Genomic DNA, 26117 nt, shown 5'->3' on the forward strand with positions numbered 1-26117 from the left:
CCCATCCCAACCGATGGGCGCATATACTTATCGAGGTTCTATCTATAAAGGAGACGCTATGCCGAATGTCCCCACGATCGCCCCGGGCCCGGATGATACCGAGCACACGCCCGAAGGTGCCACCGAAACGATTCCTCTGATTACAAACGTACATGCCGACAAGCAGAGCGAACGCACGAACGATACGGCCGAGATTTCCGATGAAGAGGCGTACGCCAAGCTCAAGGCAAAACGTGCCGACCGTCGACGCAAAAAGCTGATTCGACGCGGTATTGCCGTCGGCGTCGTAGGTGCCATCGCGCTCATTGCCATTGTCGCAACCCTGGTTATCAATGCGCAGCCACAGGGCGCTAGCGAGCCGGTAACCGACATGGTGACCGAGGGCACGTTTAGCACAACGGTCGAGGCGAAAGGCCAGCTCAAACCCATTTCGTCCTCAGTGGTCTCCCCTTCTGTCGACGGCACGGTCGATTCGATCAACGTGCAGGCGGGCCAATCCGTCAACGAGGGCGACGTGCTCATGACCATTAAAAACGACGAGCTCGATCGTAACGTTGCCGAGGCGCAGCGTGCAGTTGCAGCCGCTCAAGAAGACCTCGCCAACGCGCAGAAAGCCGCAGCTGCCGCGCAGGCCAACCCAACGACGGACGTCGACGGAGGTTCCGCAGCGGCTGGCATCTCCGCCGCATCAGCGGACACGAACGCCGTATCGGCCGCTCAGCGCAGTCTCGCATCGGCCCAGGCAAACCTCGATCAGGCGAACGCCAAGGCCGCCAGCCGAACGGTCACGGCCCCGAGCTCGGGCAGCATCGTGGAGCTCAACGCCAAGGTGGGCGCCACGGTAACAGGCGGAATGATCATGGGCGAAAGCGATACGAGCGGCGGCAAGCAGTGCATGCAGATCGCCGACCTGTCCAAGATGAAGGTGACGGTTCAGGTAGGCGAAAAGGATATCGCCAAAATTGCCGTGGGCCAAAGCGCCAACGTGACCTATCCCGCGTTTCCCGATATCGTGAGCCAGGGCACCGTCACGGCTATCGCCTCGGTTGCAAACTCTGACTCCGGCTCCGGTAGCGGCGGCAGCGTGACCTTTAACGTCGACATCCTCATCGAAGCACCCGACAGTCGCCTCAAGCCGGGTATGACTGCCGAGGTCTCGGTAGTGACCGAGAAGCTCGACGACGTGGTTATGGTGCCGACGATGGCACTCATGACCGAAGATGGCGAACACTATTACGTCAACGTGGCAACCGATGACGAGGGCAAGCAAACCCGTCGCGTGAAAGTGAACGTCGTGACGCAAAACGATAACGAAGCCGTAGTCGGCAAGACGCAGGTCAAGCGCGACGACCAGGGCAACGAAATCAACCCAGACGTCCCGGTTACCAAGCTACGCGACGGCGACACCATCGTGACGGATACCGGCACAGGCATGACGGCAGACGGCGGCGACAATACGTCTGCCGACGAGGGCATGTAATGCGTCCCGTCATCGACATCCGCAACGTGCACCGCATCTTCGAGAGCGAGGCCGGCTGCGCCCATATTCTGCACAACGTGAGCCTGGCGGTTGATCCCGGCGAGTTCGTCGCCATCACCGGCCCCTCGGGCTCAGGCAAGTCGACGCTCATGAACATCCTGGGCTGCCTGGACAAACCAACGGCGGGCGACTATTACCTGCAAGGGCTCAACGTCGCCGAACTCGACGATGATGAGCTCACCGAGGTGCGCGCGCTGAGCATTGGCTTTGTCTTTCAAAGCTTCAACCTGCTGCCGCGCCTGTCGGTTATCGAAAACGTCATGCTGCCGCTGGCCTACACCAACGTGCCCCGAAGCCAGCGCGAAATGCGCGCCGTGCACGCGCTGCAGGCTGTCACGCTGCCCGTCGACCACTGGGACCACCGCATATCCGAGCTCTCGGGCGGTCAGATGCAGCGCGTCGCCATCGCGCGCGCCCTTGTCAACGATCCACCCATCATTTTGGCCGACGAGCCGACGGGCAACCTGGACTCCGCCACGGGAGCGCTCGTCATGGAAACCTTCCACAAGCTCCAGGAGCGCGGCAAAACCATCGTGCTTATCACACACGACCCCGGCATCGCCGCCGAGGCCGACCGTGCCGTGACCATCCGCGACGGTCGCATTCACGACGGCGCGTATATTCCGCATGCACCGCGGACCCTACGCAGCGCCATAGATAGCCTGCCCATGATTTCCGCCTCCGCCAACCCGCCGAAAGGAGTGATGACATGAGCGCCCGCGATCTTATCCAGGAAGCCCTTCACTCGCTCGAGGCCAACAAGGGTCGCAGCCTGCTCACCATCCTGGGCATTGTCATCGGCATCGCCTCGGTTATCGCCATGACTTCGCTCATCGGCGGCATCCAAAACAGCTTGGTCAACAGCTTGGGCCTCAACGCAGCTCGCATGGTTCAGATCTATTCGTCCCAAGAACTCTCTGATTCTGACGTCCAGAAGCTTAAAAAACTGGTACCGCAGATAGAACAGATCGGCATTGTCAACAGCGCGTATACCGAGTACAAGATCGGCGATAAAAGCTATACCGTCATGGCACAGGGTGTCGATAGCGACATGCTCGACGCCGTGGGTGCCAGTAAGCTCGTTGTGGGGCGCACCTACACCGATGTCGAGTCAAAGGCAGGCTCGCGCGTGGCGCTCATCAGCCGCGGCGGCGCCGATCAGCTTTACGGCAACGAACAGGATGCGCTGGGAAAAACCATCAAAGTGTCCAACGGCGAGGTGCAGATTGTAGGCGTGATTGATGGCGGCAGCGACTCCATGGGCTCGCTCACGCTGTATATGCCACGCGAAACCATCTCCGGCCTGTTTGGCGACGAGAATCCTTCATTCCCCAGCGTGACGGCACTTGCCGCCGAGGGCACGGACATGGATGAGCTCTGCAAAAACATCGAGTCCAAGGTGCGCGCGATGAAGGGCATCTCGGAGGACGATGAGTACGACAGCGTATCGGCGACCTCCATGAAAAGCGCCATCGATGCACTCAACTCCTTTATGGGCGCATTCTCGCTCATCATGGGTGCTGTCGCCAGTATCTCGCTGCTTGTCGGCGGGATCGGCATTATGAATATGATGCTCACCAACGTGACCGAGCGAATCCGCGAGATCGGTATTCGCCGTGCCCTGGGCGCCAGTCGTCGCGATATCACCGCGCAGTTTTTGGCCGAGTCCTCGGCGCTGTGCGTCACCGGTGGCCTGCTGGGTGTCCTGATTGGCTATCTGCTGGCCTGGGGCCTCGCGATGTTTGCCGCAGGATCAGGGGTTCTCAGCGAGCTCGGTGCCAGCGGGCAGATCACACCGAGCTATTCAATCGCCACGGTGCTGCTGGCCTTCGCCGTCTCCGTCGGCATCGGCGTAATCTTTGGCTTCTACCCCGCCCGCCGAGCCGCCAAGCTCGACCCGGTGGAGTGCCTACGCTACCAGTAAGCCACCACCGACAAGTTGCGGTGAATTAGGGACTGAAATATGCTATCTAGCAGAAAAAACAGACACTATTTCACCGCAACTCATTGAAGGGCTGTTTGCGCCAGTTCCGGGCGTCGTCCTCGAGCTACTGGCGGATGACGGGCTTGTACGGGTCGAGCTTGCTCGGGGCGCTCCTCCTCGCGGGCGGGAGGGCGCGCAGGCGCTGCGAGCGCCTAGCGCGCGAACTCCCGTAAGAGCGCGTCTTCCACTTCCCGAAGCGAAAGGGCCCCGCTTCCCTCGGCGGGACGGGTGACCACGATGCAGCGCGCTCCCACGTCGCGCGCGGCGGCGAGCTTCTCGGCCGTGCCGCCTACGGTTCCCGAGTCCTTAGTCACAAGCCACTGGGCGCCCACCTGCCGAAGCATCGCCTCGTTGAGCTCGCGGGTGAAGGGCCCCTGCATGCCGATGACGTGCGACGGCGAAAACCCCGCGTCGATGCACTTCGTTATAGCACCGGGCAGCGGGAGCACACGCACAAAGAAGCGTTCCGCGAAATCGGCGACGCGCGTGTAGGGAGCAAGCTCCTTGCTCCCCGTCGTGAGAAGCGCGCGACCCGGGTTCTCGGAGAGAAAGCGCGCCGCGCAGGCGATCGACGCGACCGGCACGACGCCTTTGGGCAGCGCCTCGACCGGGCGCGCAAGGCGCAGGCATCGTGCACCCACGGCGAGCGAAGCGGCCCGGATGTTGCCGCTTGCGAGCGTAGCGAAGGGGTGCGTGGCGTCGACAACGATGTACGCGCCGGAAAGCTCGCGCTCCATGTCGGCATCGTCGAGCCTGCCCGCATGCACCTCGATGCCCGGAAGCTCGCCCAAAAGCTCGCCTCCGTACTCGGTTGCCGCGTAGGCACGGGCGGGGATGCCCACCCCGCTCGCCCATTCGCACAGAAGGCGGCCCTCGGTGGTCCCGGCGAAGATGCGCAGCGCCGTCACTTCGGGCCGCCTGTGCGCGTGATCTGGTAGAGTAGCGCGTTCATAATGGCGGCCGCCACGGTCGAGCCGCCCTTGCGACCCCTCGCGACGATGGCCGGCACGCGTCGCGCGAGTAGCTCCTCTTTCGCCTCGACCACGTTCACAAACCCGACCGGCACCCCAACGACGAGAGCGGGCGCGATCTTCCCCGCGTCCATGAGCTCGGCGAGGCGCAGAAGTGCTGTGGGAGCGTTGCCGACGGCCACGATGAGCGGACCCTCGATGCCGCAAGCTTTGTCCATGCTCGCAACGGCGCGAGTCGTGCCCGCGGCGCGCGCAGCCGCGGCGACATCAGGGTCGGCCATGAAGCACACGGCCTTGCAGCCGAGCTTCGCGAGCGCGGGCTTGCTTATGCCTGCGAGCGCCATGTTCGTGTCGGTGAGCACCGTGGCCCCTGCGCGCAGTGCGTCGAGCGCACAGTGCACGGCGTCATGGGTGAACACGAGGGAATCGGCGTACGAGAAGTCGGCAGTGGTATGGATGACGCGCTTCACGACGGGCTCTTCGAACGGCGGGAACGTGCGGCCGCCGAGCTCTTCGGTGATGATCTCGAAGCTGCGCCGCTCGATGTCGCCAGGCGCCATCTCCTTGGAATCCATCTAGTACTCCACTCCTTCTCTTGCACATATCCCCTGAGCGTAGGGGTGTTTCTCGCACCGCATCTCGGTTATGTAGTCGGCCTTCTCCACGATCTTGCGGGAAGGCGCGCGCCCGGTGAGCACTACTTCGACGCCGAGCGCGGACATATCGAGTGCGCGATCCACAAGCGCCTCGTCGACAAGCCCCTTCGAAAGCGCGTCGAGCGCCTCGTCGAGCACGAGCAGTCCCTCTTGCGCGCACTCGAGCTCGACGAGCGCGGAAGCGAGGTTCCCATCGTGCAGCTCGCACGTCGCGGCAAGTTCTTCCGACGTCATCGACCAGGTAAACTTGTCCGACGCCTTCCCCGCGAACACGGGCACGCCGAAATGCTCAGCGAGCAGGCGCACCTCCCCGCTTTCGCCGTCTTTCAGGAACTGTACGACGACGACGCGGCGGCCTGCAGCGAGCATGCGAAGGGCGAGGCCCATCGCCGCCGTGGTCTTGCCTTTGCCGTCGCCATGATACACGTGGATCATACGCCCTCCTCGATAATGCGGTAGACATACTCCATGTCGAGCGCCCCGCGCACGACGTCGGCCAGGCGGTCGAACTCGCGCGCACGGTGATCGGCCGCGGACGCCGCGCCCGCGTCACCCACGACGCTCTCGGGCAGGCCGCGCATGCGCGCGAGCGAGCGCGCGAGGGCGAGCGCCACCCCCGGTTCGTCGAACAGGCCGTGGAGATAGGTTCCGAACACGTTACCGCAGGCCGCGCCTTCCGGTTTGCCGCCAATCGTGCCCGCAGGGGCGCAGGAGACGGTCGTTTCGCCGTCGTGAATCTCGTACCCGCGCGCCATCATGCCGTTCCACACCGAGAACGCGCCTTGGGCGCCCGTGATGCGCAGTGCCGACTGGGCGAGGCGCTTTTCCTCCTTGAAAACCGTACTTGCAGGGATGAGCCCGAGCCCGCGCGCGGTACCAGCGCCTTCCCTGCCGTGCGGGTCGGAAAGCTCGTCTCCCAAAAGCTGGTAGCCTCCGCATATGCCGAGCACCGGCGTGCCCGCGCCCGAAAGCGCGCGTACACAGGCTCCGATGCCGCTAGCCGCAAGCCAACGCGCGTCGTCGAGCGTAGTCTTCGAGCCGGGAAGCACCACCAGGTCGGGTCGGCCCAGATCGGTCGTCGAGGAAACGTAGCGCACGCCCACGCCGGGCACGCGCGAAAGCGGGTCGAAGTCGGTGAAGTTCGACAGATGCGGAAGACGCACGACGGCGACGTCGATGACGCCGCGCGCCTCGCGGGCAGATAGGCGCGGCGCGAGCGAGTCCTCGTCGTCCAGGTCAAGCGTGAGATACGGCACGACCCCCACGACGGGAACCCCGCACATCTTCTCGAGCGGGGCCAAACCCGGGCGCAGGATTTCCACATCGCCGCGGAACTTGTTCACCACAAGCCCCCGCAAAAGCGCGCGGTCCTCGGGCGCAAGGAGCGCGACCGTGCCGTAGAGCTGGGCAAATACCCCGCCCGGGTCGATGTCGCCCGCAAGCAGCACGGGGGAGGACACGGCGCGCGCGAGCCCCATGTTGACGATGTCATTTTCGGCAAGGTTGATTTCGGCGGGGCTGCCGGCGCCCTCGATGACGATGACGTCGTTTTCCTCCGCGAGCGAATCGAACGCCTCCAAAATCTGCGGCATGAGCGCCTTCTTTCGCGCGAAGTAGTCCCTCGCAGCGAAGGCTCCCTGCGCCTTGCCGGCCACGATGAGCTGGCTTCGGTGGCCGCTTTCGGGCTTGAGCAGGATGGGGTTCATGCGCACGTCGGGCGCGATGCCGCACGCCTCGGCCTGCATGATCTGGGCGCGCCCCATCTCGAGCCCGTCGGCCGTGACGCCGCTGTTGAGTGCCATGTTCTGGCTCTTGAAAGGAGTCACGCGCAGGCCGTCCTGCGAAAGTACGCGGCACAGCCCCGCCGCGAGCAGGCTCTTCCCCGCGTTCGACATGGTGCCCTGGATCATGATGGGCTTGGCCCTACCCACGGGTATCGACCTCCTTCGCCAAGCCTCGGCCATCCGCGCCCGCCATAGCGCCGCTGAAAGAAGCGCCGCCCCGTTCGTCGGGTTCGCCTTCGCCCGATGCGTCTTCCGCCCGAAGCGCACGGCCGAACGCCATCGCAAGCCGGGCGTTCTCCTTGCGCGTGCGCACCGCGACGCGGCACCAGAAACGGGACAGTACCGAAAACGAGTCGCACGTGCGGACCAAAACCCCCTGATCATACAGGCGCTCGGGGATGTCTTTCGCCGGCGTGCGGACTAAAAGGAAGTTCGCATCCGACGGCACGACGGAAAGCCCGAGCGAGGAGAGCTCGTGGGAAAGCCACGCTCGCTCGCCCTCCAATACATCGCGCGTGCGCGAGACGTATTCGACGTCTTCCAGGGCGGCGATGCCCGCGGCCTCGGCGACCGAAGAGACGGGCCACGCCTGCCCCGCCCGGCGAATCCCCTCGATGAGTTGGGCGTTTCCGCTGATCAGATATCCCAACCGCAACCCCGCCATTCCGTAGAGCTTGGTGAACGCGGAGAGCACGGCCACATGGCGCGAACACGCGGCGCGTGCGGCCACGCTCCTTTCGCGGGCGTCGGGCGCAAATCCGAGGAAGCACTCGTCCACGACGAGCAGCGCGCCCACCTGCTCGCAGCGGCAGGCCGCGGCATCGATCACACGGGGGTCGACGAGGCGCCCCGTCGGGTTGTTCGGATTGCAGAGGTACGCCACGTCTCCCGGCCCCTCGATCGCGCGGGCGAAGGAGGCGGGCACGTCGAAGTCGTCCGCTTCGGAGAGCGGGAACTCCTGCACGCATGCGCCGTAGTACGATGCCGCCTCCGCATATTCAGAGAACGTCGGCGCGCACACGACGATGCGTTTCGGGCGCACCGCCGCGGCGAGCCGCCAGATGATGTCGGACGCGCCCGCGCCGCAGACGATAGTATCTTCGGGAATGCCCTGGTCGCGCGCTAGGGCGCGAACGAGGGCGAGGCTTTCCCTATCGGGGTAGGCGTCGATTCGAGAAAGCGCCTTGCAAGCTGCGGCGACGGCGCGCGGCGAGGGGCCTGCCGGATTCACGTTCACCGAGAAGTCAATGAGGTCGGAGGCACCCCCTTCGCAAGCGATGCCGAGCGATTGCGCGCTGCCCCCATGCGTGCGGGCGCGCAGGATTCCCCCGGCAGCCCGGGGCGCGGCGTGGTCTTTCCTCATGCCATCGCCCCCACGGCGAGCACGACCGCCGCGCGCGCGGCGCCGAAGACGACGAGCGCGCATACGGACGCGGCGAGCATGAGCCTTGTCGCCCGGGCGATGTCGCCCCACTCGATTTCGCAGGACGCGTCGCCTATCGTCGGTTTCTCAACGAGCTTGCCGAAATACACCGCGGGTCCTGCCAGGCGCAGTCCGAGCGCACCCGCGCACGCCGACTCGGTCTGCGCCGCGTTCGGGCTCGCATGGCGACGCCTGTCGCGGCGCCAGATGCGCGCCGCCCCGCGCGCGTCGAGCCCGACGATCGGGCACACGGCGATCATGAGCAGGGCCGATAACCGCGAGGGAATCCAGTTCACCGCATCGTCGAGGCGCGCCGAGGCGCAGCCGAAGTCGATGTAGCGCTCGTTTTTGTAGCCCACCATGCTGTCGAGCGTGTTCACCGCCTTGTACGCCATGCCCAAGGGCGCACCCCCGATCATAAGGTAGAAAAGCGGCGCGATGACACCGTCGCTCGCGTTCTCCGCCACCGTTTCCACGGCGGCGCGCGCGACGCCCTGCTCGTCGAGAACAGACGTGTCACGTCCCACGATGAGCCCGACGGCTTCGCGCGCCGCGACAAGTCCGCCCTTCGAGAACGCGCGGGCAACGGCCAGGCTCTGGCGGCGCAGCTCGCATGCCGCGAGAATCTGATAGCTCGCCCATGCCTCGGCCACGAAGCGCAAGCCGGAGTGAACCATGCCGCAAAGATGCAGGATTCCCCAGGTCAAAAGCCCACACGCAAGCGGAAGCGCCACGGCGAGCACAAGCCCTGCGGCGCGCGTGCCCGCGGACGTTTGCGGGAATGCGCCCCGCAGGCGGCCTTCGGCCCACGTGATCGCGCGCCCCATGGCGACGACGGGATGGGGAAGCCAGCGCGGGTCGCCGAAGGCAAGGTCGGCCGCGAACCCGGCGGCGACGGCAAGAATCGTCATCACCGGGCATCGCCCCCCGAAGCGGGGCGAACGTCGCGAAGGCAGCGCCCATCCCAAGTGGCGGCCCATGCGCCGCCCGGCTCGGTATGCACGTCGAAGTATCCCATTTTCGGGACAGCTAACTCGGAGAGCAGCGCTTTCACGGTACCCGCGTGAACGACGAAGACGGCGCGCCCACTCCCCTGGGCACGCTCCGATTTGCACGCCTCCCGAAACGCCGCGACGACGCGGCGGGTGAAATCGCTCTTGCCCTCGCCATGCGGGCAGCGCGTCTCGCACCAGGAGTCTACCCAGGCGCGGTAGCGCGCATCCTCTTTAAGCTCGGCGGCGCTTCGTCCCTCGAAGTCGCCGAAATCCATCTCGCGCAGACCGGGGCACGCCATAAGCTCCGCGTTCGGGAAGAGGATGCGCGCCGTCTGGTCGGTGCGGGCCATGCCGCTCGTGATAACACGGAACACGACACGATAGCATGCGAGGTCGCGCAAAGCGCGCTCGCCCGCGCTCGACAGGGGCTCGTCGGTGCCCGCCCCGCTGTAGCGATGGTCTTCCGTGCCCGCCGTGGCACCATGGCGCACGAAGACGACTTCCAAAGGCGCGCCCGCGCCCTGCGTCCCTCGAGGCGCATCATCAAGGTTTCCCTTGATGACCTGGGGAATCCCGCACGTCATGCGCACGACGACGTCGGCGCGCGCAGCGAGCGCGCATCCCAGGCGCCCCGCGCGCTCGCGCCATTGGGCGTCTTCCGCACGCATGGGGACGACCCCCGAGCCGACCAAGGACAGAATCACTGCGTCGAAGCCGATCAGCCGCTCGAGCGCCCGGTCAGCGTCGAGCGCGCGTACGAGTTCCTCAGCACGGTATGCGACGCGGCCGGCAAAAGCCGCGGGCACGCCGCCCTCCGCAAACTGCGCCGCGTCGACGAAATCGTCCGCCGCGAACCCGAGCTTTTCGCGCACGAAGGTCCTCTTCCCGGAATGCGCGCCGCCTACCACGAGCATCATAGGAGCATGCCCCCCGCCACCAGCATGGCAAGCATCGCGAGCTCGGCCCATTGCAGAAACCATCCGGCCAAATCCCCCGTCACCCCGCCGAAGCGGGACAGGGCAACATGGCGGTACCACGCGAGCGCCAAAAGCCCCGCCACCGCCATAAGGGCGCCGACGGCCTGAGCGCACGCGACCATCCCTGCAGCCGAAGCCGCAGCGAAAGCGCAAAGCGGCACGACGATCGCCGCGCGCTTCTTCGCAGGCGAGAGCCCCGCGGCCATGCCGTCCGCCCGCGCGGCAGGCCAGCATTCAACGGCGAGTCCCGAAAGCGCGCGGGAGAACACGAGCGAGCACAGAAGCGCGAGGAACGCCCCCGCCGTAAGCGGCAGCGCGGTGAACAGGGAAAACTGCAGAATAAGGTACACAACAACACCGATAACCCCGAAGGCGCCCGCCCGCGGATCGTGCATGATCTCGAGCTTTCGCTCGCGCGGGGCCCAACTTGCAAGCGCATCGGAGGTGTCGCAGAGCCCGTCTAGGTGGATGCCTCCCGTCACCGCCACAGGCAGCGCCACGAGCACGGCCGCGACGATGGTCGCGGGCACGCCGAGCAGGTTCGCAACGTGTCCCCACGCCGTCATGAGGAACCCTTCCGCAAGGCCCACCAGGGGAAACGCGGCAAGCGCATGGGTTGACCCGAAATCGGTCCAGGCCGATTTCGGGACGGGGATGCGCGAGAACGTTCCGAACGCCGCGCCGATTGCCTCTGCTATCTTCACCTTGTAGGTCCTTCACCTTTCATCCACACGGGAATCCCGCATACCACTTCGACTGCGCGGTCGGCCAGCGCCGCCACGCCCGCGTTCACGCGCGCGAGCGCGCGCCTCCATGCCTCGGTCCCTTCATCGTAGCGCATCTCATCGGCGAACACGTCGACGGTGACCACCACCGTATACGCAGCGGCCTGAGCGAGCCGTTCGATGCCTCCGAGCACCTCGCGCGCCGCAGCGTCGGGGTCACGTGGGGACAAGCCGCCTTCCGCGAAAAGCTCGTTCGCAACCAGGTTGCCCACGTCCTCCAAAAGAATCGTGCAGCCGCGCGGAAGGCCGGACACTGCGGCGCCCACGTCACGCGTTCGCTCGAGGGTGGAAAACCCCTTGCCCTCGCGCAGCGCCCGATGGCGCGCGATGCGGCGGGCGCCCTCTTCCCCGAAGGGCTCCATCGTTGCCAGATACACGCGGGGGCCGTCGTGCCCGAGGCACAGGGACTCGGCGTAGGCGCTCTTGCCGCTCGCGGCGGCGCCGATGACGAGCGTCACCGTCATTTCCCGGCCTCGAAATGCTCGTAAGCAGCCATGCCAGTCGCCGTGAACGTCTTCCCATCCCGGTACACGCGCAGCGCCGAATCCAGAAGGGGGAGATACGCCATGGCGCCCGCGCCCTCGCCCAAGTGCATGCCTGCGTCGAGGGGCGCCTTTATGCCGAGCTCGCGAAGGAGCTCCCGGCTTGCGGGTTCGCTTGATGCGTGGGTGCCCACGAGGTAGCCCAAGGCGTTGGGGCACAGGCGCGCCGCGCACAGGGCCGCCGTGCAGGATATGACCCCGTCGAGGAGCGCCGGCGCCTTCGAGACCGCGGCCCCCAGGTAGAAGCCGCACATCGCAGCGATGTCGAAGCCGCCCACCTTCGAGAGCACGTCGATCGGGTCGGCGGGATCGGGCGAGTTCGCGTCGATAGCGCGCTCGACCACGTCGCGCTTGCGCGCGAGCGAGGCGTCCGAGAGCCCCGCGCCACGCCCGACAAGGCTCCGCGCGTCCGCCCGGATGAGCACTGCGGCCACCGCCGCCGAGGTGGTCGTGTTGCCGATGCCCATCTCGCCCGCGGCGAGAAGGCGCACGCCGGCGCGGGCAAGCCCGCACGCGACGGCGATTCCGACCTCGATCGCGCGCACGGCCCCATCGCGAGACATAGCGGAGCCGAGAGCGATGTTGCCGCTCCCCCGCCGCACGTTCGCGCGCACCATGCGCGCGTCTTCTATGCCCCGGGCCATACCCACGTCGACGGGCACGACCTCGGCACCCGCGAACGCCGCCATGCGGCAGGCGCTCGCGGCCCCCTCGCACATGTTGCGCGCGACGGCTCGCGTCACATCTTGCCCGCTTTGCGACACGCCTTCGGCAACGACCCCGTTGTCGGAGAAGAATACCGCGAGCGCACGGGGAAACTCGGCCACCTCGGCGCTCCCCTGAGCTGCGGCGATACACGCGACGGCGTCTTCAAAGTCGCCCAATCCCCCCAAGGGGTGCGCGATGGAGTCCCACGCGGCGTACGCGGCGGCACGGGCGCACTCGTCTGCGGGCGCGATCCGGGAAAGCGCGGCTTCGAGCACGGCGCCCGGCGCCGACGAGAACGCGCGCTCGACTTCCTCGCGGATGCAGGCAAGCGCGGTTTCGGTTGCTTCAGCCATGCCGCCTCCTCCCTGCGAACGACGCTGCGGCAGACGCGAACGCGCGCGCAACGTCGGGGTTCGCAGGATAGTACACATGCGGGAAGCCCGCCACCAGGGACGGGGTGGTCGTCATGCACGGCCAGCCCTTGTCGCGCCGGGGCTTCTGCGCCCAAAAGTCGCCGCCCGGGCAGGTGGACTGCCAGTAGTGGAACTCGTGCGCGCGGATGCGTGTGCCGCGCGGCCCGTAGAGCCCGTCGCGTTGGGAAGTAAGCTCCACGTACCCGAAATGGGACAGCCTTCCCCCGTTCTCGCTTGCGCCCTCAAGGGCGCCCGCAACAGGCCAGCGCCGCCCCTCGCTATCGGCGATTTCGCGCTGCAGGTACAGAAACCCACCGCATTCGGCGACCGTCGGCATGCCGGATTCCACCGCGCGCCGCACCGCCTCGCGCATCGGCGCGTTCTCGGAGAGCTGCCGCGCATGGAGCTCCGGGTAGCCGCCCCCCAGATAGAGGGCGCTTGTCCCCCGGGGCAACTCGCTATCACACAGGGGGCTGAAAAAGGCCAGCTCGCAACCCAGATCCTCGAGCGCGCGCAGGTTCTCCTCGTAGTAGAACGAGAACGCCTCGTCACGCGCAACGGCGACGATGAGCCGCGCTCCCGCGATCGGCTCCAACCGGTAAGGTTCCTCGCGGATATCGGGTGCCGTCGCCGCTATTTCGAGCAAGCGGTCGACGTCGACGCTCTTTTCCACCAGCTCGGCCATCTTGTCGATGCGCGCGGAGAGCTGCTCGACCTCGTCGGCGGTCACAAGCCCCAGATGCCGGCTTTCGAGCGAGAACGCCTCGTCGGCGGGGATATTCCCCAAAACCGCGACGCCCGTGTGCTTCTCGATCGCAGGCGCCGCGTAGGCGCAGGCAGCGGCGCTCGTCTTGTTCAGCACGACGCCGCGCACGTTCGCACAAGGCAGGAACTCGGCGATGCCGCGGATTACGGCGGCGAGCGATAAAGACGCCCCGCGCCCGTTCGCCACTAAAACGACCGGCGTTTCCGTGTCGCACGCAACCTGATAGCTGCTCGCGTCGGCCACGCCGGGTGCCATGCCGTCATAGAAGCCCATGACCCCCTCGAGCACCGCGACATCCGCGCCCGCGGCGCCGCGTGCGAGCAGGGCGCGCAGCGTCGGGGCGTCGGTGAAGAAGCCGTCTAAATTGCCCGAGCGCGCACCCACGACGCGGCGATGAAAGAGCGGGTCAATGTAGTCGGGGCCGCATTTGAAGGCCGCGCATGCAAGGCCGCGGCGCGCGAGCGCGCGCAGGAGCGCGCACGTTACGACCGTCTTGCCGCCCCCGCTCGAGGGCGCAGCGACCATGAAGCGCGGGATGGACGTGCTCACCGGGCGCCGCCTTCCCCACCTGCGGCGCTGCAGTTAGCAAGCGAGACCACCTCAACGGATGGGTTCCCCTCGACAGAGAGGTCCTCCCCGACAGGCGACTCAGCAAGCGCGCCGACTTCGGCAAGCTCCTCGGCATCCGCGCCCGCACCACGCGCGCCGACGAGGAACACGGGGTTTTGCGCCTTCATAAGATGGTGCGAGCCTACAGCCTCGGCACGGGCGGCCGACACCTGGCACGCCTCGAACCCCTTAAAGCGCGAACCCGAGAGGAGCGCGCACGCCTCGGTGAGCGTCTCAACGGTGACGCATGGCACGCACAGGCGAACCTGCGAGTTCTTCTCGAGCGCCGCCTCCACGATGGAGGGAAGCTCGCCCGCGCTCCCGCCGACGAACACGGCGTCGGGGACGGGCAGTTTCGCGAGCGCTTCAGGGGCGACACCGGGGACCGCATGCACGTTGCCGCACCCGAATGCATCAGCGTTCTCTCGGATGAGCCGCACGCCGGCCGCGTTGCGCTCGACCGCCCATACCGACCCCGCTCGCGCGACGAGCGCCGCCTCGATCGAAACGCTCCCCGTGCCGGCGCCGACATCCCACACGGTGTCGGTCGCGGTAAGGCGCAGCTTCGCGAGCGCGACGGCGCGCACCTCCTGCTTGGTCATGGGAACGTCGCCGCGGATGAAGAGCTCGTCGGGAATGCCCGAGGAAGCGTACGGCCAGCGGGAGCTCGCGGCGCGGGATGCGCCCGCAGAGTCCGCCGCGAAAGAAGCCGCCGCGGGCGCAGACGCGCCGGCCGGGGCCTCGGAGGCTGCGCTAGAGCCCGCAGGCGAACCGGCGCAGCCTGCGAACTCGATAAGCATCACGTTCAAGTCGTCGAACGTCTGACCTGCGATTTCACTTGCGGTCGCGCAGGTGATGCGCTCGTCGGGGTACGACAGACGCTCGGCCACCGTCACGCGTGCGTCCCCGAAGCCCGCCTGCACAAGCTCGCCCGAAAGCCGCGAGGGGTCTTCCCCGCCCGACGTGGCGAGGAAGAGCTCACCTGCGCGCTCGGCCTCGGCCACGATGTCGCACGCCACGCCGTGAGCGCTCGCGAAGCGCCAATCCTGCCATGGACGCGCGAGGCGCGCGGCGAGATACGACGCTGAGCTTATGCCGGGAATGACGCGCACGTCCACCCGCGCGTCGCCGGAGAGCGCCTCCACCAGGCGGCGCGCGCCGCTGAACAGCCCCACATCGCCCGTCATCACGACCACGGCGCGCTGCCACGACGCCGCATCGGTGAGAGCGGCGACGATGTCCGCCGTCTTCACGAGCTCGCATCTCACCACGTCGGGCGGCACGTCGATGCCGACAAGCGCGCGATGAGCGCCGATGACCACGTCGGCGATGTCGATCGCGTCGAGCGCCGCGCGCGTGAGCAAGTCGGGGTTTCCGGGCCCCGCCCCGATGATCGTTACCTTTCGCATGGAATCTCCCGATACCCGCGCGGCGTGACCATACGGCCGTCTACGCGCTTCGTGTCCGCGTTGCCGACGAACACGGTGGTGAACATGTCGGCGTCGAACTCCCCCAGCTCGGAGAGCCTGCACATGCCCGACTGCTGCCCCTCGCGCCCGATGTTGCGTACCCAGCCGCAGAGCGTGTCGGGGGCCTTCCATTCGAGCATAATCTTCGCCGCGCGCGAGAGCCTGTCGGCGCGCTTTCTGCTGCGCGGGTTGTACAAACAGATGCAGAAGTCGGCGCTCGCCACGGCGGCGAGCCTGCGCTCGATGACCTCCCACGGCGTGAGCAGGTCGGAGAGCGACACGACCGCGAAGTCGTGGGCAAGCGGGGCGCCGAGCACCGCCGACCCGCTCTGAGCCGCGGTGGCCCCGGCGATAACTTCCACGTCTACATCGGGGTAGTCCTCCGCAAGCTCCAGCACGGGGCTCGCCATGCCGTACACGCCCGCGTCACCGCTGCACACGAGCGCCACGGCTTCTCCGCTCTGCGCGCGCGAAAGCGCCAGGCGGCACCGTTCGACCTCGTGCATCATCGGCGTCGCGAGATGCGCCGCGTCGGGCACGGCGGCGAGCGCGAGCTCCACGTATTTCGTGTACCCCACAACGATGTCGGCCGCCTCGAGCGCGCGCCGAGCCGCAATCGTCATGCCGTCGGGGCCGCCCGGGCCGATCCCCACCACGAAGAGCTTTCCCATCACCGCTCCTTAAACGAAAGTTCGATAGTTACCTTGGAAAACGCGACGGTCACGCCGCCGTGAGCGAGCTTCGGGAAGATAAGTTTGCCCCCGCCCGCGAGCGCCGCGCGCTCGCACACATTGTCGACCCCCACCGTCGCACGCACGAAATCAGATGGCGAAACGCTGCCTTCGACCTGCGACAACTCCTCTGCGGAATACGTCGCAAGCGGGATATTGCGCGCGCGGCAGAAGGCGAGCAGACCCTCCTCGTGCGCCTTCACGTCGATCGTCGCCGCCTCGCGCACGGCCGAAGGCGAGATGCCCGCCTGCCCGCACGCGAGAAGAAACGCCTCCCCGATCGCTTCGGCGCACGCACCGCGACGGCACCCTATGCCCGCAACGATGCAGGGCACGACAAGGCGAAGCGACTCGGGCGCAGGCGCCTGCGCCCGCACGCCCGCCGGCTTCCCCGTCACACCGGCGGGTACGACCTCGCCCGTTGTCTCCGCCGCGCGAACGGACGCACCCGCATTCGCGCCAGCGAACGGCGACACGACGATATCGGCCCGAGCGCGGTCGGACGCAATGTCAACCCCCTCAGGCGGCTGTCCCGAAATCGGCATGTCGGAATAGAGCGCCACGCGCCCGCCCGAAAGCAGCCGCGCCGACACTCGCTTGATGGCCTCGGGATTCGAAACGGCGAGCCCCGCACAGCGCGCCCACGTATCCACCGCCCACACGCCGCGGACGTCGGTCGCCGTGGTGATGACGGGGATGGCCCCTGCCGCGCGTGCCACAGTTTGCGCAAGCTCGTTCGCACCGCCCAAATGCCCCGACAAAAGCGGGACGGCAAAGCGCCCCGCCTCGTCGATCGCCACAACCGCGGAATCGCTTGCCTTCGAGGCGACATGCGGCGCGATCGCCCGCACGGCGATGCCCGCCGCGCCCACGAACAGGAGCGCGTCCGACGCTTCCCACGCGAGCTCCGTCCATGCGCGAAGGTCGGCCTTCCCCTCGCCGAACCCGCGCGAAACGGAAACGTCCCAGCCAGGGTCATCTTCACCTGTCTGCGCGCAATCGGAAAGCGCGCGTGCGGTGCGCTCCGCCAACGCATATCCCCTCTCAGTGAACGCTATGCAGGAAACCCTCATCTAGCGCACCACCATCGTCGAGAAGTAGCTGCCCCGATCGGGCACATCGTCGACCGAGCGGTACACGCGCTCGCCCGGAAGCCCACAGTCCTCTACGAGCTCGGCACCGTCGAAGGCGCCCTCCTCGCGAAGGATGCACTTCGTGTCCGCAAGCGAGCGGCGCGCCTTCATGACCACCTTCGTCCCCGGCCAGCTGATTGCGCGGCGCACGTCGTCGTAGCCGCCGGGCACGATGTGCAGAGGCGACGACATCTCGGGCGTGAGGTCGCGCTCGAGCGCCGCGGCGACCGCGCAGAAGCTCGGCACGCCGGGAATGGCGCGCGCCTCGAACCCGCGGGCGCGCACGTCGGGCGCTATGCGCTGGAAGGTGGCGTAGATGCTCGGGTCCCCCAGGTTCAGCAGCGCGACGTCGCGGACCGCATCCAGGTGCGCGACAAGCTCGCGAACAAGCGAGGCATGCTCGGCCGTGCGGCGCTCGGCGTCGCGCGTCATCGAGAATCGCACGGGGATCACCGTCTTGCTTGTAAGGTCGACGGCGCCGCGCACGATGTCGAGCGCGACCATGGCCCCGTCCGCCGTCTGCGGTGCGGCGATGACCGGACACGATTCGATTGTGCGGACGGCCTTGATCGTGAGCAGCTCGGGGTCGCCAGGCCCCGTGCCCACCCCGTACAGCACGCCTTTACTCATACGTAGCCCCCAATTCCCCGATAACTGCATCGGCGCCCGACGTGCGGAAAAGCTCTCGGCGCTCGGCGTCGAACACGACCGCGGCGATGTCGCATGCGCCCGCCGCGCGGCGGCGCAACCTGTCATCGATTGCCGCAGCGAGCGAGGCGCGCGCAGCGTCCCCCACGCCGGCGGCCTCGATTACCTCGAGCGCCGCCGTGGTCGTGACCGACGACATGATCTCGCGCACGGTCTTCGCGCCAGCGCCGGCCAAGGCCGCGTGGGCGGCCAGAATCTCCGCGCGGCAGTCGGCGGTACGCGAATGGGTGTCCATGATGCCGCCCGCGACCTTCACTAGCTTGCCGATGTGTCCCACAAGAAGGACATTGGTAAATCCCTCGCGAACGCAGCAATCAATCGCATCGCCCACAAAGTTGGAGATGAAGACCACCGGCGCACCGTTTAGGTGGAAATGCCCCGAGATGAACTGCCCGCCGTAGTTGCCGGGCGTGAGCACGACTCCGCGCCGCCCCATAGCCGCATGCTGCCGGATCTCGAGCTCGATGCTGTCGCGCAAGGCAGCGAGGCTGCGCGGCTCGACGATGCCCGTCGTGCCCAGGATGGAGATGCCGTCCTCTATCCCCAGGTGCGGGTTGAAGGTCTTTTCGGCAAGGGCAACACCCTCGGGTACCGAAATCGTCACAGCAATATTTCCAGAAAAGCCGTGCGCGGCGCACACCTCGCGCACCGCCGAAGTGATCATCGCGCGCGGCGTCGCGTTGATGGCGGCCGCCCCCACCGGCTGCTCGAGCCCGGGCAACGTCACGCGCCCCACGCCCACGCCGCCATCGACGGAAACTTCCGATTCGCGCGCGGGCACGCCCTTGCTGCCCGCAGCGCCCGTGCCCGGCCCCGCATGTTCCACGAGCGCGTACACGAGCACGCCGTCGGTCACATCGGCATCGTCGCCTGCGTCCTTTCGCACGGCGCACTGGGCGCACCCCTCGCCGATGCATACGTCGACCACGTCCGTCTCGACGGGCAGCCCGCCGGGGGTGACGATCGACACGCGGCCCACGGTCTTTCGTGACAAGAGCATCTCGCAGGCCGCCTTCGCCGCGAGAGCGGCGCAGCTCCCCGTGGTGTAGCCGCAGCGCAGGCGGGTCGTCCCGGTATATATGTAGTGCTCGAAGGCCACGCTAGCTGCTCGCCTTTCGATACCCCGTGGCAAACGAAGGGTCGTAAAGCTTGCTGCGCTCGTACGACTCCGCTTGCGCGCCGTTGTGCGCAAGCCCGCCACGAGCTCCGAGCACGCGGCCCACCACCACGAGCGCCGTGCGGTCGATGCCCTCTCGCGCGCCCGCATCGGCGAGCGTGCCCACTGTGCAGCGCACCACGCGCTCCTCAGGCCAGGTCGCCTTGAACACGAGCGCCGCCGGCTCGTCGGAGCTGCGGCCCGCGCCCAAAAGCTCGGCGGAAAGCTCGGCGAGCATACCCGAGCTCAGGAAGATGACCATAGTCGAGCCGCTTTCCGCCATGGTGCGCATGCCCTCGCCCGCGGGCATGGGGGTACGTCCGGAAAGCCGCGTGATCACGACCGACTGGCTGATTCCCGGCAGCGTGTATTCCTGGCGAAGCGCCGCCGCGGCACCGCAAAAGCTCGACACGCCGGGCACCAACTCGTAGTCCACGCCGCGCGCGTCGAGCGCGTCCATCTGCTCCTGGATGGCGCCGTACAGGCACGGGTCGCCCGTGTGCAGGCGCACCACTTCCTCGCCCCGCGCATCTGCCGCGCACATCACGTCGAGCACTTCCTCCAAGGTCATGTGCGCGCTGTCGTAGACGACGCAGGATTCCTTGCACTCGGCGAGCAGCTCGGGATTCACAAGGCTTCCCGCCCAAACGACTACGTCGGCCGCGCGCAGAAGGCGCGCCCCGCGCAGCGTGATAAGGTCGGCGGCGCCCGAGCCTGCGCCAACGATATGAATCATCCGAGCCTTCCCTTCCCGTTTCTCATCGCAACCGTTTACGCCGCCATTCGCGCAGCGGGCAAAACACGGCGCCTGCGGCAGCAATCGGCGCAAATACGCAGGCAGGAGGCGCAATGCCGCCCGCGCTGGCTTTGACACGTTCACAAGTGCCCACTATCATAGTAAAAGTTTCGGCAACGAGCATATGACAATCGGATAAAAGGAAATGACCGGCGCGGCGCCTGCACAGCCCGCGCTGGCTTGCGGAGGGAACCAGGTGGGAATCCTGGGCAAGGGACATTACTGTATAGGACGCGCGGGCGAACCGCCTCGCGCCCCAAGCCAGACTGCTTCGCCTTTTCCTCACGGCATCGCCGTGGCGTTAGCTCCTTGTGAACCCCGAGGGGTGCGCTTTTCTTTCGCTTGTGCCGACAAGCAACTGTCGCCGGGGGACCGGCAAACCGAGGAAAGGAAAAACCATGTCCGACCAGATGTCACGCCGCGGCTTCATGGGCGCCGCAGCAACCGGAGCCGTCGCGCTCGCCGGAGTCGCGCTCGCGGGCTGCTCCAACACCTCCGCGAGTTCCGAGAAATCTAGTGAAAAGGAGAAGGCCGCGAAGCCGGTCATCCTCGTCACGAGCTTCGGCACGAGCTACAACGACTCGCGCCACATCACCATCGGCGCCATCGAAGACGCTATCCGCGAGAAGTACTGGCAGGACTACGACATCCGCCGCGCCTTCACCGCGCAGATCATCATCGACAAGCTGAAGAAGCGCGACGGCATCACGATCGACAACATGACCGAGGCGCTTGACCGCTGCGTGGAAGACGGCGTGAAGGAAATCGTCGTGCAGCCGACGCATCTCATGGCTGGCCTGGAATACGCCGACGTGAAAGACGAACTCGACAAGTACGCCGACAAGTTCGACAAGATCTCGCTCGGCGACCCGCTGCTCACCTCCGACGACGACTACAAAAAGGTGGCCGCAGCCATTAAGGAGAACATGGCGTCCTTCGACGACGGCGAGACGGCGCTGTGCCTCATGGGCCACGGCACCGAAGCCGATTCCAACGCCGACTATGCCAAGATGCAGGAAGTGTTCAAGAACGAGGGTTTGACGCAGTTCTTCGTCGGCACCGTCGAGGCTGAACCGACCTGCGAGGATGTTATCGCCTCCGCGAGCGCCGCAGGCTACAAGAAGGCCGTGCTCGCGCCGTTCATGGTGGTCGCGGGTGACCACGCGAACAACGACATGGCAGACGAGACCGACCCCGACAGCTGGGCTGCGAAGTTCGTGGCCGCCGGCTTCGAAGTGACGTGCCTGCTCCAGGGTCTGGGACAGAACGTCGCGGTCGACGACATCTACGTCTCGCACGTGGACGACGCCATCGCCAAGCTGTAAACTCGCCGCGCACGGGGGCGCCGGTCGCGTCCCCGTGCAACGGGCATGCGCCTTTCCCCGACTGACGACGCATGCCCGTTGCATTCGCATCCCGACCGCCCACCGCACGGCACGGGCGGTCGAAGCGATTGAAAGGAACCCCTCCATGTTGAAGAAAACCCTCGTCTTCGCCCTGTCGGCGGCGCTTTGCGCGTTCTCGCTCGCCGGCTGCGCCGGAAATTCAATCGACAGCGCAAAGGCAAGCGATGCCGATTCCCAGGAAAAGACCGAACAGGCGGCCGATGCGCCCGCGGGCGCAAGCGCTGCCCCCATCACCGCCGACAAGGTGGCCGACGGCACCTATCCAATCACCGTAGATTCCAGCTCGAACATGTTCAGGATCGTGGACGCCCAGCTCATCGTGGAAAACGGCTCCATGCACTGCGTGATGACGCTTTCCGGCACGGGCTACGGCAAGCTCTTCATGGGCACGGGCGACGAGGCTGCCGCCGCGAGCGAGGCCGACTTCATCCCCTATGTGGAAAACACGGAAGGCAAGTACACCTACGACGTGCCCGTTGATGCGCTCGACGAGGACACCGCCTGTGCCGCGTGGAGTATTAGAAAAGAGCAGTGGTACGACCGCACACTTGTGTTCGAATCCGCCGGCGTCGATCTGCGCGCCGACGCACTGAAGTAACGCCATGCGGTCGATTCTTCCCAAGGGGGAAAACAGGAAGCTCCACAGCATCGCGGCGCGCGCGATCGCCTGCGTTCTCGTCGCCCTGCTCGCGCTTCCCTTCGCGGGGTGCAGTGCGAGCCCGAACGCGACCGGTGGCACGGCGGGCTCTCAGGAATACACGGTGAGCGTCTCGCTTTCCGGCGGGTCAGGGCGCGCAAGCATCGCCTCACCCACCACAATTGTGAAGGATGGCGACACCTACACCGCGACCATCACCTGGTCGAGTTCGAACTACGACAAGATGACCGTCGACGGCGTGGACTACGCGCCCGTAAACGACGGCGGCAACTCCACGTTCGAGATACCCGTCACGCTCGACGAGGACATCGCCGTGTCGGCCGAGACCGTCGCCATGTCGACGCCGCACACCATCGACTACACGCTCCACTTCGACTCATCCACCATGAAGGAGAAATCGGGCGACGATGCAAGCGGCGGCTCCCCTGCGGGAACGGCTTCAAGCGCCGCGGCCGACTTCCACAACGCCGATTTGGGCTGCGGCTGGGAGCCGACGGGAGCGCTTCAGCTTGAATACGCCGAGCACTTCACTGTCGACGAGTTCGAAGGCGGCCTGCGGCTTATCTGCGTTTCGAACGGGGAGCGCTTCCTCGTGGTGCCGCAAGATGCGAAGGTACCTGATGGGTTAAGCTCCGACATCGCGGTCATAAGGCGCCCCGCCGACAAGGTGTACCTCGTGTCGTCGGCGACGATGTGCCTGGTCGACGCGCTCGATGCGAACGACAATATCTTAATGTCGGGCACGAAAGCCGACGATTGCTCGGTCGCGGGCTTCAAAAGCGCGCTCGGAAGTGGGGCGATCGCCTACGGCGGCAAGTACAGCGCGCCCGACTACGAGCGAATATCGGCCTCGGGCTGCACGCTCGCCATCGAGAACACCATGATCAACCACACGCCCGATGTGAAGGAAAAGCTGCAGAAGCTCGGGCTCGTCGTGCTCACCGAACAGTCGTCGAGCGAGCCCAAAGCACTCGGGCGCGTCGAGTGGATTAAGCTTTTCGGCGTCCTGTTCGACAAGGAAGACGAGGCCACGCACCTGTTCAACGAGCAGAAGGCCCGCGTCGAGCAAACGTCGGGGCTCGCGTCGTCAGGTAAAACCGTGGCGTATTTCTACATTAACTCGAACGGGGCCGCCGTCACGCGGCGGGCGGGCGACTACGTGGCGCAGATGATCGAGCTTGCAGGCGGCAGCTACGCGCTCGATGACGCGCAGACGGCGTCGACGTCAGGTTCGTCAGTAACGCTCGAAATGGAGCGCTTCTACGCGACAGCGAAGGATGCCGACATCATCGTCTACAACGGCACCATCGACGAATCGGTTGCCACCTTGAACGACTTCGTAGGCAAAAACGCGCTATTGTCGCAGTTCAAAGCCGTGAAGAACGGCAACGTCTGGGTCACAAGCGCCGACATGTACCAGCAGATGACTTCTACCGCCGACATTATCGACGAGCTGCACGGGGCGTTCACCGGCGATGACGCGAGCGACTTCCATTATCTGAGGAAGCTCGGCTAGCACCATGAGAAGCCGACTTTCCATGGCATACGACGAATCGGGGCGCGCCGCGCGGTGTCGCGTCGTGACGGCGCTGCTCGCTGTTGCCCTCATCGTGCTCGTCGGGACCAACCTGTGCATCGGGAGCGTGCTCGTGCCCGCAGACCACATCCCCGGCATCCTTTCGGGCGGCGCGGCCAATTCCATGGAAAGCCAGGTCATCTGGGAGATTCGACTGCCGCGCGTACTTTCAGCCGTGCTTCTCGGCGGGGCACTTTCGCTCTCCGGGTTCCTGCTGCAGACGTTTTTCAACAACCCCATCGCCGACCCGTTCATCTTAGGCGTCTCCTCGGGCGCAAAGTTCGTCGTCGCGCTTACGATGATCGTACTTCTGGGCGCAAACCAGGCCATGTCCTCGCCGGCCATGGTGGCCGCAGCGTTTCTGGGCTCGCTTATCACCATCGGTTTCGTGCTCCTCATTGCACGGCGCATAAGTTCCATGGCCATGCTCATCGTGGCGGGCGTCATGGTGGGATACATCTGCTCGGCGGCGACGAACTTCCTCATCGCCTTCGCCGACGACCAGTCCATCGTGAACCTGCACAACTGGTCTTTGGGTAGCTTCTCGGGTTCGAGCTGGGACGACGTCGCGGTCATCACGGTCGTGGTGATCACCGTAAGCGCATGCGTATTCGCGATATCGAAGCCCCTTTCCGCCTTCCAGCTGGGAGAGGCCTACGCGAAAAGCGTCGGCGTGAACGTCGCACGCTTCCGCGTGGCGCTCGTCCTTCTAGCGAGCATGCTCTCCGCCTGCGTGACCGCGTTCGCTGGTCCGGTGTCGTTCGTAGGCATTGCGGTTCCGCATCTCGTGAAGTCGGCGCTAAAGTCGTCGAAGCCCATCCGCGTGATTCCTGCGTGCTTCTTGGGAGGCGCCATCTTCTGCGCGGGCTGCGATTTGATCGCGCGCACACTGTTCTCTCCCGTCGAACTTTCCATCAGCGCTGTCACCGCCATCTTCGGCGCGCCGGTGGTTATCGCGCTCATGTTGAAGAAGCGGGTGAGGTAGATGGGAGAATTCGCGCCGCGGCCCAAAACGCTCGGAGGGGACATTCCATGCTTAGACAGTCCTGAGCTCGCACGAAAGCGCCAGAAGGCACTTTCGGCTCGTGCGAAACTGCGCGAGGAACGCCTCCTCCGAGCGGAGCCGAACCTCGAAACTCCGGTCGAAACGCAGGCTGACGGAGCGCCGCTTTTCCGCATAAGCGACCTGGCGGCGGGCTACGACAAGAAGGTCGTAGTCGAAGGCGTCGATCTGGAGGTTCGCGCGGGCGATGTCGTGGCGCTCATCGGGCCTAACGGCTCGGGCAAGTCGACCATCTTGAAAACCATCACACGCCATCTGGCACCGCTTGCCGGCGCGGTCGAGCTCGACGGGCGGGAGATTTCCCGATGGAAGACGGCGGAGTTCGCAAGGAACCTTGCCGTTATGCTGACAGATCGCCCCCGGACCGAGCTCCTCACCTGCCGCGATATCGTAGAGGCGGGAAGACATCCCTACACCGGGCGAATGGGCGCACTCTCGCCTAACGACCATAGTCGGGTCGACGAGGCCATGAAAACCGCACATATGGAAGAGCTCGCCGAGTGCGACTTCATGCAGATAAGCGACGGGCAACGCCAGCGCGTCATGCTCGCACGCGCCATCGCACAGGATCCGCGTGTGCTCGTGCTCGACGAGCCCACGTCGTATCTCGATATCCGCTACCAGATCGACCTGCTGCGAATACTTCGCCACCTTGCGAAATCGCGGAATGTGGCTGTCATCATGTCCATCCACGAACTCGAGCTCGCGCAGAAAAGTGCCGACAAGGTGATTTGCGTGAAGGACGGCCGGGTCTTCCGCGCCGGCGCACCCGAGGACATATTCACGCGCGAGACGATTGGCGAGCTCTACGGCCTTCAACATGGCACCTTCAACGAGCGCTTCGGCAGCGTGGAAATTGGACGCCCGCACGGCGATGCGCACACGTTCGTCATCGCCGGCGCAGGTACGGGGTCGGCTGTGTTTCGCCAGCTCATCCGGCAGGGCAAGGCGTTCTACACGGGCGTTCTGCACGAAGGGGACATCGACTGCGAGCTCGCGCGCGACCTGGCGGCGGAATGCGTGGCCGAGCGCGCCTTCGAGCCGATCGGGGATAGAACCATAGCCCGCGCCAAAGAGCTCCTCGTCCACTGCGCGCGCCTTATCGTGTGTCCCGCCGCCTTCGGCACCATAAACGCCCGCAACGCAGAGCTCGTCGAGTTCGCACGCTCGCACGGTATCGAGGTCATGCGAGCGTGCGAAGGCACATCGGAGGATTCCCAATTGGGGTGGAAAGGATAAACTGGACTTTCTTTTAAGGATCCTCAGGC

General features: G+C 66.0%; 25 protein-coding genes. 8 read left to right on the forward strand and 17 right to left on the reverse strand.

Features of this window, described 5'->3' with window-relative positions:
• The first annotated feature begins 58 nt into the window (after window positions 1-58).
• The 3 genes from DXD39_RS04380 to DXD39_RS04390 are packed head-to-tail and all read left to right on the forward strand — an operon-like array spanning window position 59 to window position 3464.
• A complete protein-coding gene (locus DXD39_RS04380) occupies window positions 59-1480 on the forward strand; it encodes an efflux RND transporter periplasmic adaptor subunit (protein WP_158565429.1) in 1422 nt (473 codons plus the stop codon).
• A complete protein-coding gene (locus DXD39_RS04385; protein ID WP_117776489.1) occupies window positions 1480-2253 on the forward strand; it encodes an ABC transporter ATP-binding protein in 774 nt (257 codons plus the stop codon). Before DXD39_RS04380 ends, DXD39_RS04385 begins: the two co-directional genes overlap by 1 nt.
• Complete coding sequence (locus DXD39_RS04390) at window positions 2250-3464, forward strand: ABC transporter permease (RefSeq protein WP_117776488.1); 1215 nt, start codon at window positions 2250-2252, stop codon at window positions 3462-3464. The genes DXD39_RS04385 and DXD39_RS04390 overlap by 4 nt, the downstream gene beginning before the upstream one ends.
• Before the next feature lie 212 nt (window positions 3465-3676).
• Here the strand turns inward: DXD39_RS04390 and cobK are convergent, their stop codons facing one another.
• From cobK to cobM, 17 genes are read right to left on the reverse strand one after another with little or no spacing between them, the layout of a single operon-like run.
• A complete protein-coding gene (gene cobK / locus DXD39_RS04395) occupies window positions 3677-4432 on the reverse strand; it encodes a precorrin-6A reductase (protein WP_117803249.1) in 756 nt (251 codons plus the stop codon).
• Window positions 4429-5070: a precorrin-8X methylmutase gene (locus DXD39_RS10235; RefSeq protein ID WP_117860054.1), complete on the reverse strand. Its 642-nt coding sequence runs from the start codon at window positions 5068-5070 to the stop codon at window positions 4429-4431. Before DXD39_RS10235 ends, cobK begins: the two co-directional genes overlap by 4 nt.
• A complete protein-coding gene (locus tag DXD39_RS10240; RefSeq protein WP_117860052.1) occupies window positions 5071-5586 on the reverse strand; it encodes a cob(I)yrinic acid a,c-diamide adenosyltransferase in 516 nt (171 codons plus the stop codon). It lies immediately after the preceding gene.
• Entirely contained in the window at window positions 5583-7082 is a 1500-nt protein-coding gene (locus DXD39_RS04405; protein WP_233541102.1) for a cobyric acid synthase, read from the reverse strand. The genes DXD39_RS10240 and DXD39_RS04405 overlap by 4 nt, the downstream gene beginning before the upstream one ends.
• Complete coding sequence (locus tag DXD39_RS04410) at window positions 7075-8298, reverse strand: histidinol-phosphate transaminase (protein WP_158565431.1); 1224 nt, start codon at window positions 8296-8298, stop codon at window positions 7075-7077. The genes DXD39_RS04405 and DXD39_RS04410 overlap by 8 nt, the downstream gene beginning before the upstream one ends.
• The gene (cbiB, locus tag DXD39_RS04415) at window positions 8295-9269 is read right to left on the reverse strand and encodes an adenosylcobinamide-phosphate synthase CbiB (RefSeq protein ID WP_117803252.1); all 975 of its coding nucleotides are present in this window, start codon (window positions 9267-9269) and stop codon (window positions 8295-8297) included. The genes DXD39_RS04410 and cbiB overlap by 4 nt, the downstream gene beginning before the upstream one ends.
• Window positions 9269-10270, reverse strand: coding sequence for a histidine phosphatase family protein (locus DXD39_RS04420; RefSeq protein WP_117803253.1), 1002 nt, complete (start codon window positions 10268-10270; stop codon window positions 9269-9271). The genes cbiB and DXD39_RS04420 overlap by 1 nt, the downstream gene beginning before the upstream one ends.
• Window positions 10267-11034, reverse strand: a complete 768-nt coding sequence (gene cobS, locus DXD39_RS04425) for an adenosylcobinamide-GDP ribazoletransferase (RefSeq protein WP_089571795.1) — start codon at window positions 11032-11034, stop codon at window positions 10267-10269. The genes DXD39_RS04420 and cobS overlap by 4 nt, the downstream gene beginning before the upstream one ends.
• Window positions 11031-11579, reverse strand: a complete 549-nt coding sequence (locus tag DXD39_RS04430) for a bifunctional adenosylcobinamide kinase/adenosylcobinamide-phosphate guanylyltransferase (protein WP_117803254.1) — start codon at window positions 11577-11579, stop codon at window positions 11031-11033. The genes cobS and DXD39_RS04430 overlap by 4 nt, the downstream gene beginning before the upstream one ends.
• A complete protein-coding gene (locus DXD39_RS04435; RefSeq protein WP_117803255.1) occupies window positions 11576-12718 on the reverse strand; it encodes a nicotinate-nucleotide--dimethylbenzimidazole phosphoribosyltransferase in 1143 nt (380 codons plus the stop codon). The genes DXD39_RS04430 and DXD39_RS04435 overlap by 4 nt, the downstream gene beginning before the upstream one ends.
• Window positions 12711-14093, reverse strand: coding sequence for a cobyrinate a,c-diamide synthase (locus DXD39_RS04440; protein WP_233541103.1), 1383 nt, complete (start codon window positions 14091-14093; stop codon window positions 12711-12713). The genes DXD39_RS04435 and DXD39_RS04440 overlap by 8 nt, the downstream gene beginning before the upstream one ends.
• Window positions 14090-15562: a precorrin-6y C5,15-methyltransferase (decarboxylating) subunit CbiE gene (cbiE, locus tag DXD39_RS04445; RefSeq protein ID WP_117803256.1), complete on the reverse strand. Its 1473-nt coding sequence runs from the start codon at window positions 15560-15562 to the stop codon at window positions 14090-14092. Before cbiE ends, DXD39_RS04440 begins: the two co-directional genes overlap by 4 nt.
• A complete protein-coding gene (gene cobJ / locus DXD39_RS04450; RefSeq protein ID WP_117803257.1) occupies window positions 15550-16293 on the reverse strand; it encodes a precorrin-3B C(17)-methyltransferase in 744 nt (247 codons plus the stop codon). The genes cbiE and cobJ overlap by 13 nt, the downstream gene beginning before the upstream one ends.
• Window positions 16293-17426, reverse strand: a complete 1134-nt coding sequence (locus DXD39_RS04455; protein ID WP_117803258.1) for a cobalt-precorrin 5A hydrolase — start codon at window positions 17424-17426, stop codon at window positions 16293-16295. Before DXD39_RS04455 ends, cobJ begins: the two co-directional genes overlap by 1 nt.
• Window positions 17427-18116, reverse strand: coding sequence for a precorrin-2 C(20)-methyltransferase (gene cobI, locus DXD39_RS04460; protein ID WP_117803259.1), 690 nt, complete (start codon window positions 18114-18116; stop codon window positions 17427-17429). It lies immediately after the preceding gene.
• Entirely contained in the window at window positions 18109-19293 is a 1185-nt protein-coding gene (cbiD, locus tag DXD39_RS04465) for a cobalt-precorrin-5B (C(1))-methyltransferase CbiD (RefSeq protein WP_233541104.1), read from the reverse strand. The genes cobI and cbiD overlap by 8 nt, the downstream gene beginning before the upstream one ends.
• Before the next feature lies 1 nt (window position 19294).
• A complete protein-coding gene (cobM, locus tag DXD39_RS04470) occupies window positions 19295-20086 on the reverse strand; it encodes a precorrin-4 C(11)-methyltransferase (RefSeq protein WP_117803260.1) in 792 nt (263 codons plus the stop codon).
• A 458-nt stretch (window positions 20087-20544) separates the two neighbouring features.
• Here cobM and DXD39_RS04475 point away from each other — a divergent pair, with 458 nt between their 5' ends.
• From DXD39_RS04475 to DXD39_RS04495, 5 genes are all read left to right on the forward strand, one after another.
• Window positions 20545-21471 carry a sirohydrochlorin cobaltochelatase gene (locus DXD39_RS04475; RefSeq protein ID WP_117803261.1) on the forward strand — a complete coding sequence of 309 codons (927 nt, stop codon included), beginning with the start codon at window positions 20545-20547 and terminating at the stop codon, window positions 21469-21471.
• 145 nt (window positions 21472-21616) lie between these two features.
• Window positions 21617-22150: a hypothetical protein gene (locus DXD39_RS04480; RefSeq protein ID WP_117803262.1), complete on the forward strand. Its 534-nt coding sequence runs from the start codon at window positions 21617-21619 to the stop codon at window positions 22148-22150.
• A 4-nt stretch (window positions 22151-22154) separates the two neighbouring features.
• Window positions 22155-23726, forward strand: coding sequence for an ABC transporter substrate-binding protein (locus DXD39_RS04485; protein ID WP_118256071.1), 1572 nt, complete (start codon window positions 22155-22157; stop codon window positions 23724-23726).
• A gap of 22 nt (window positions 23727-23748) precedes the next feature.
• The gene (locus DXD39_RS04490) at window positions 23749-24771 is read left to right on the forward strand and encodes an iron ABC transporter permease (RefSeq protein WP_117716073.1); all 1023 of its coding nucleotides are present in this window, start codon (window positions 23749-23751) and stop codon (window positions 24769-24771) included.
• Window positions 24772-26088, forward strand: a complete 1317-nt coding sequence (locus DXD39_RS04495; RefSeq protein ID WP_117803264.1) for an ABC transporter ATP-binding protein — start codon at window positions 24772-24774, stop codon at window positions 26086-26088. It abuts the gene before it with no gap.
• Window positions 26089-26117: the final 29 nt, after the last annotated feature.

The organism is Collinsella sp. TM04-29 (assembly GCF_003466565.1).
In the GTDB taxonomy this organism is placed as follows: domain Bacteria; phylum Actinomycetota; class Coriobacteriia; order Coriobacteriales; family Coriobacteriaceae; genus Collinsella.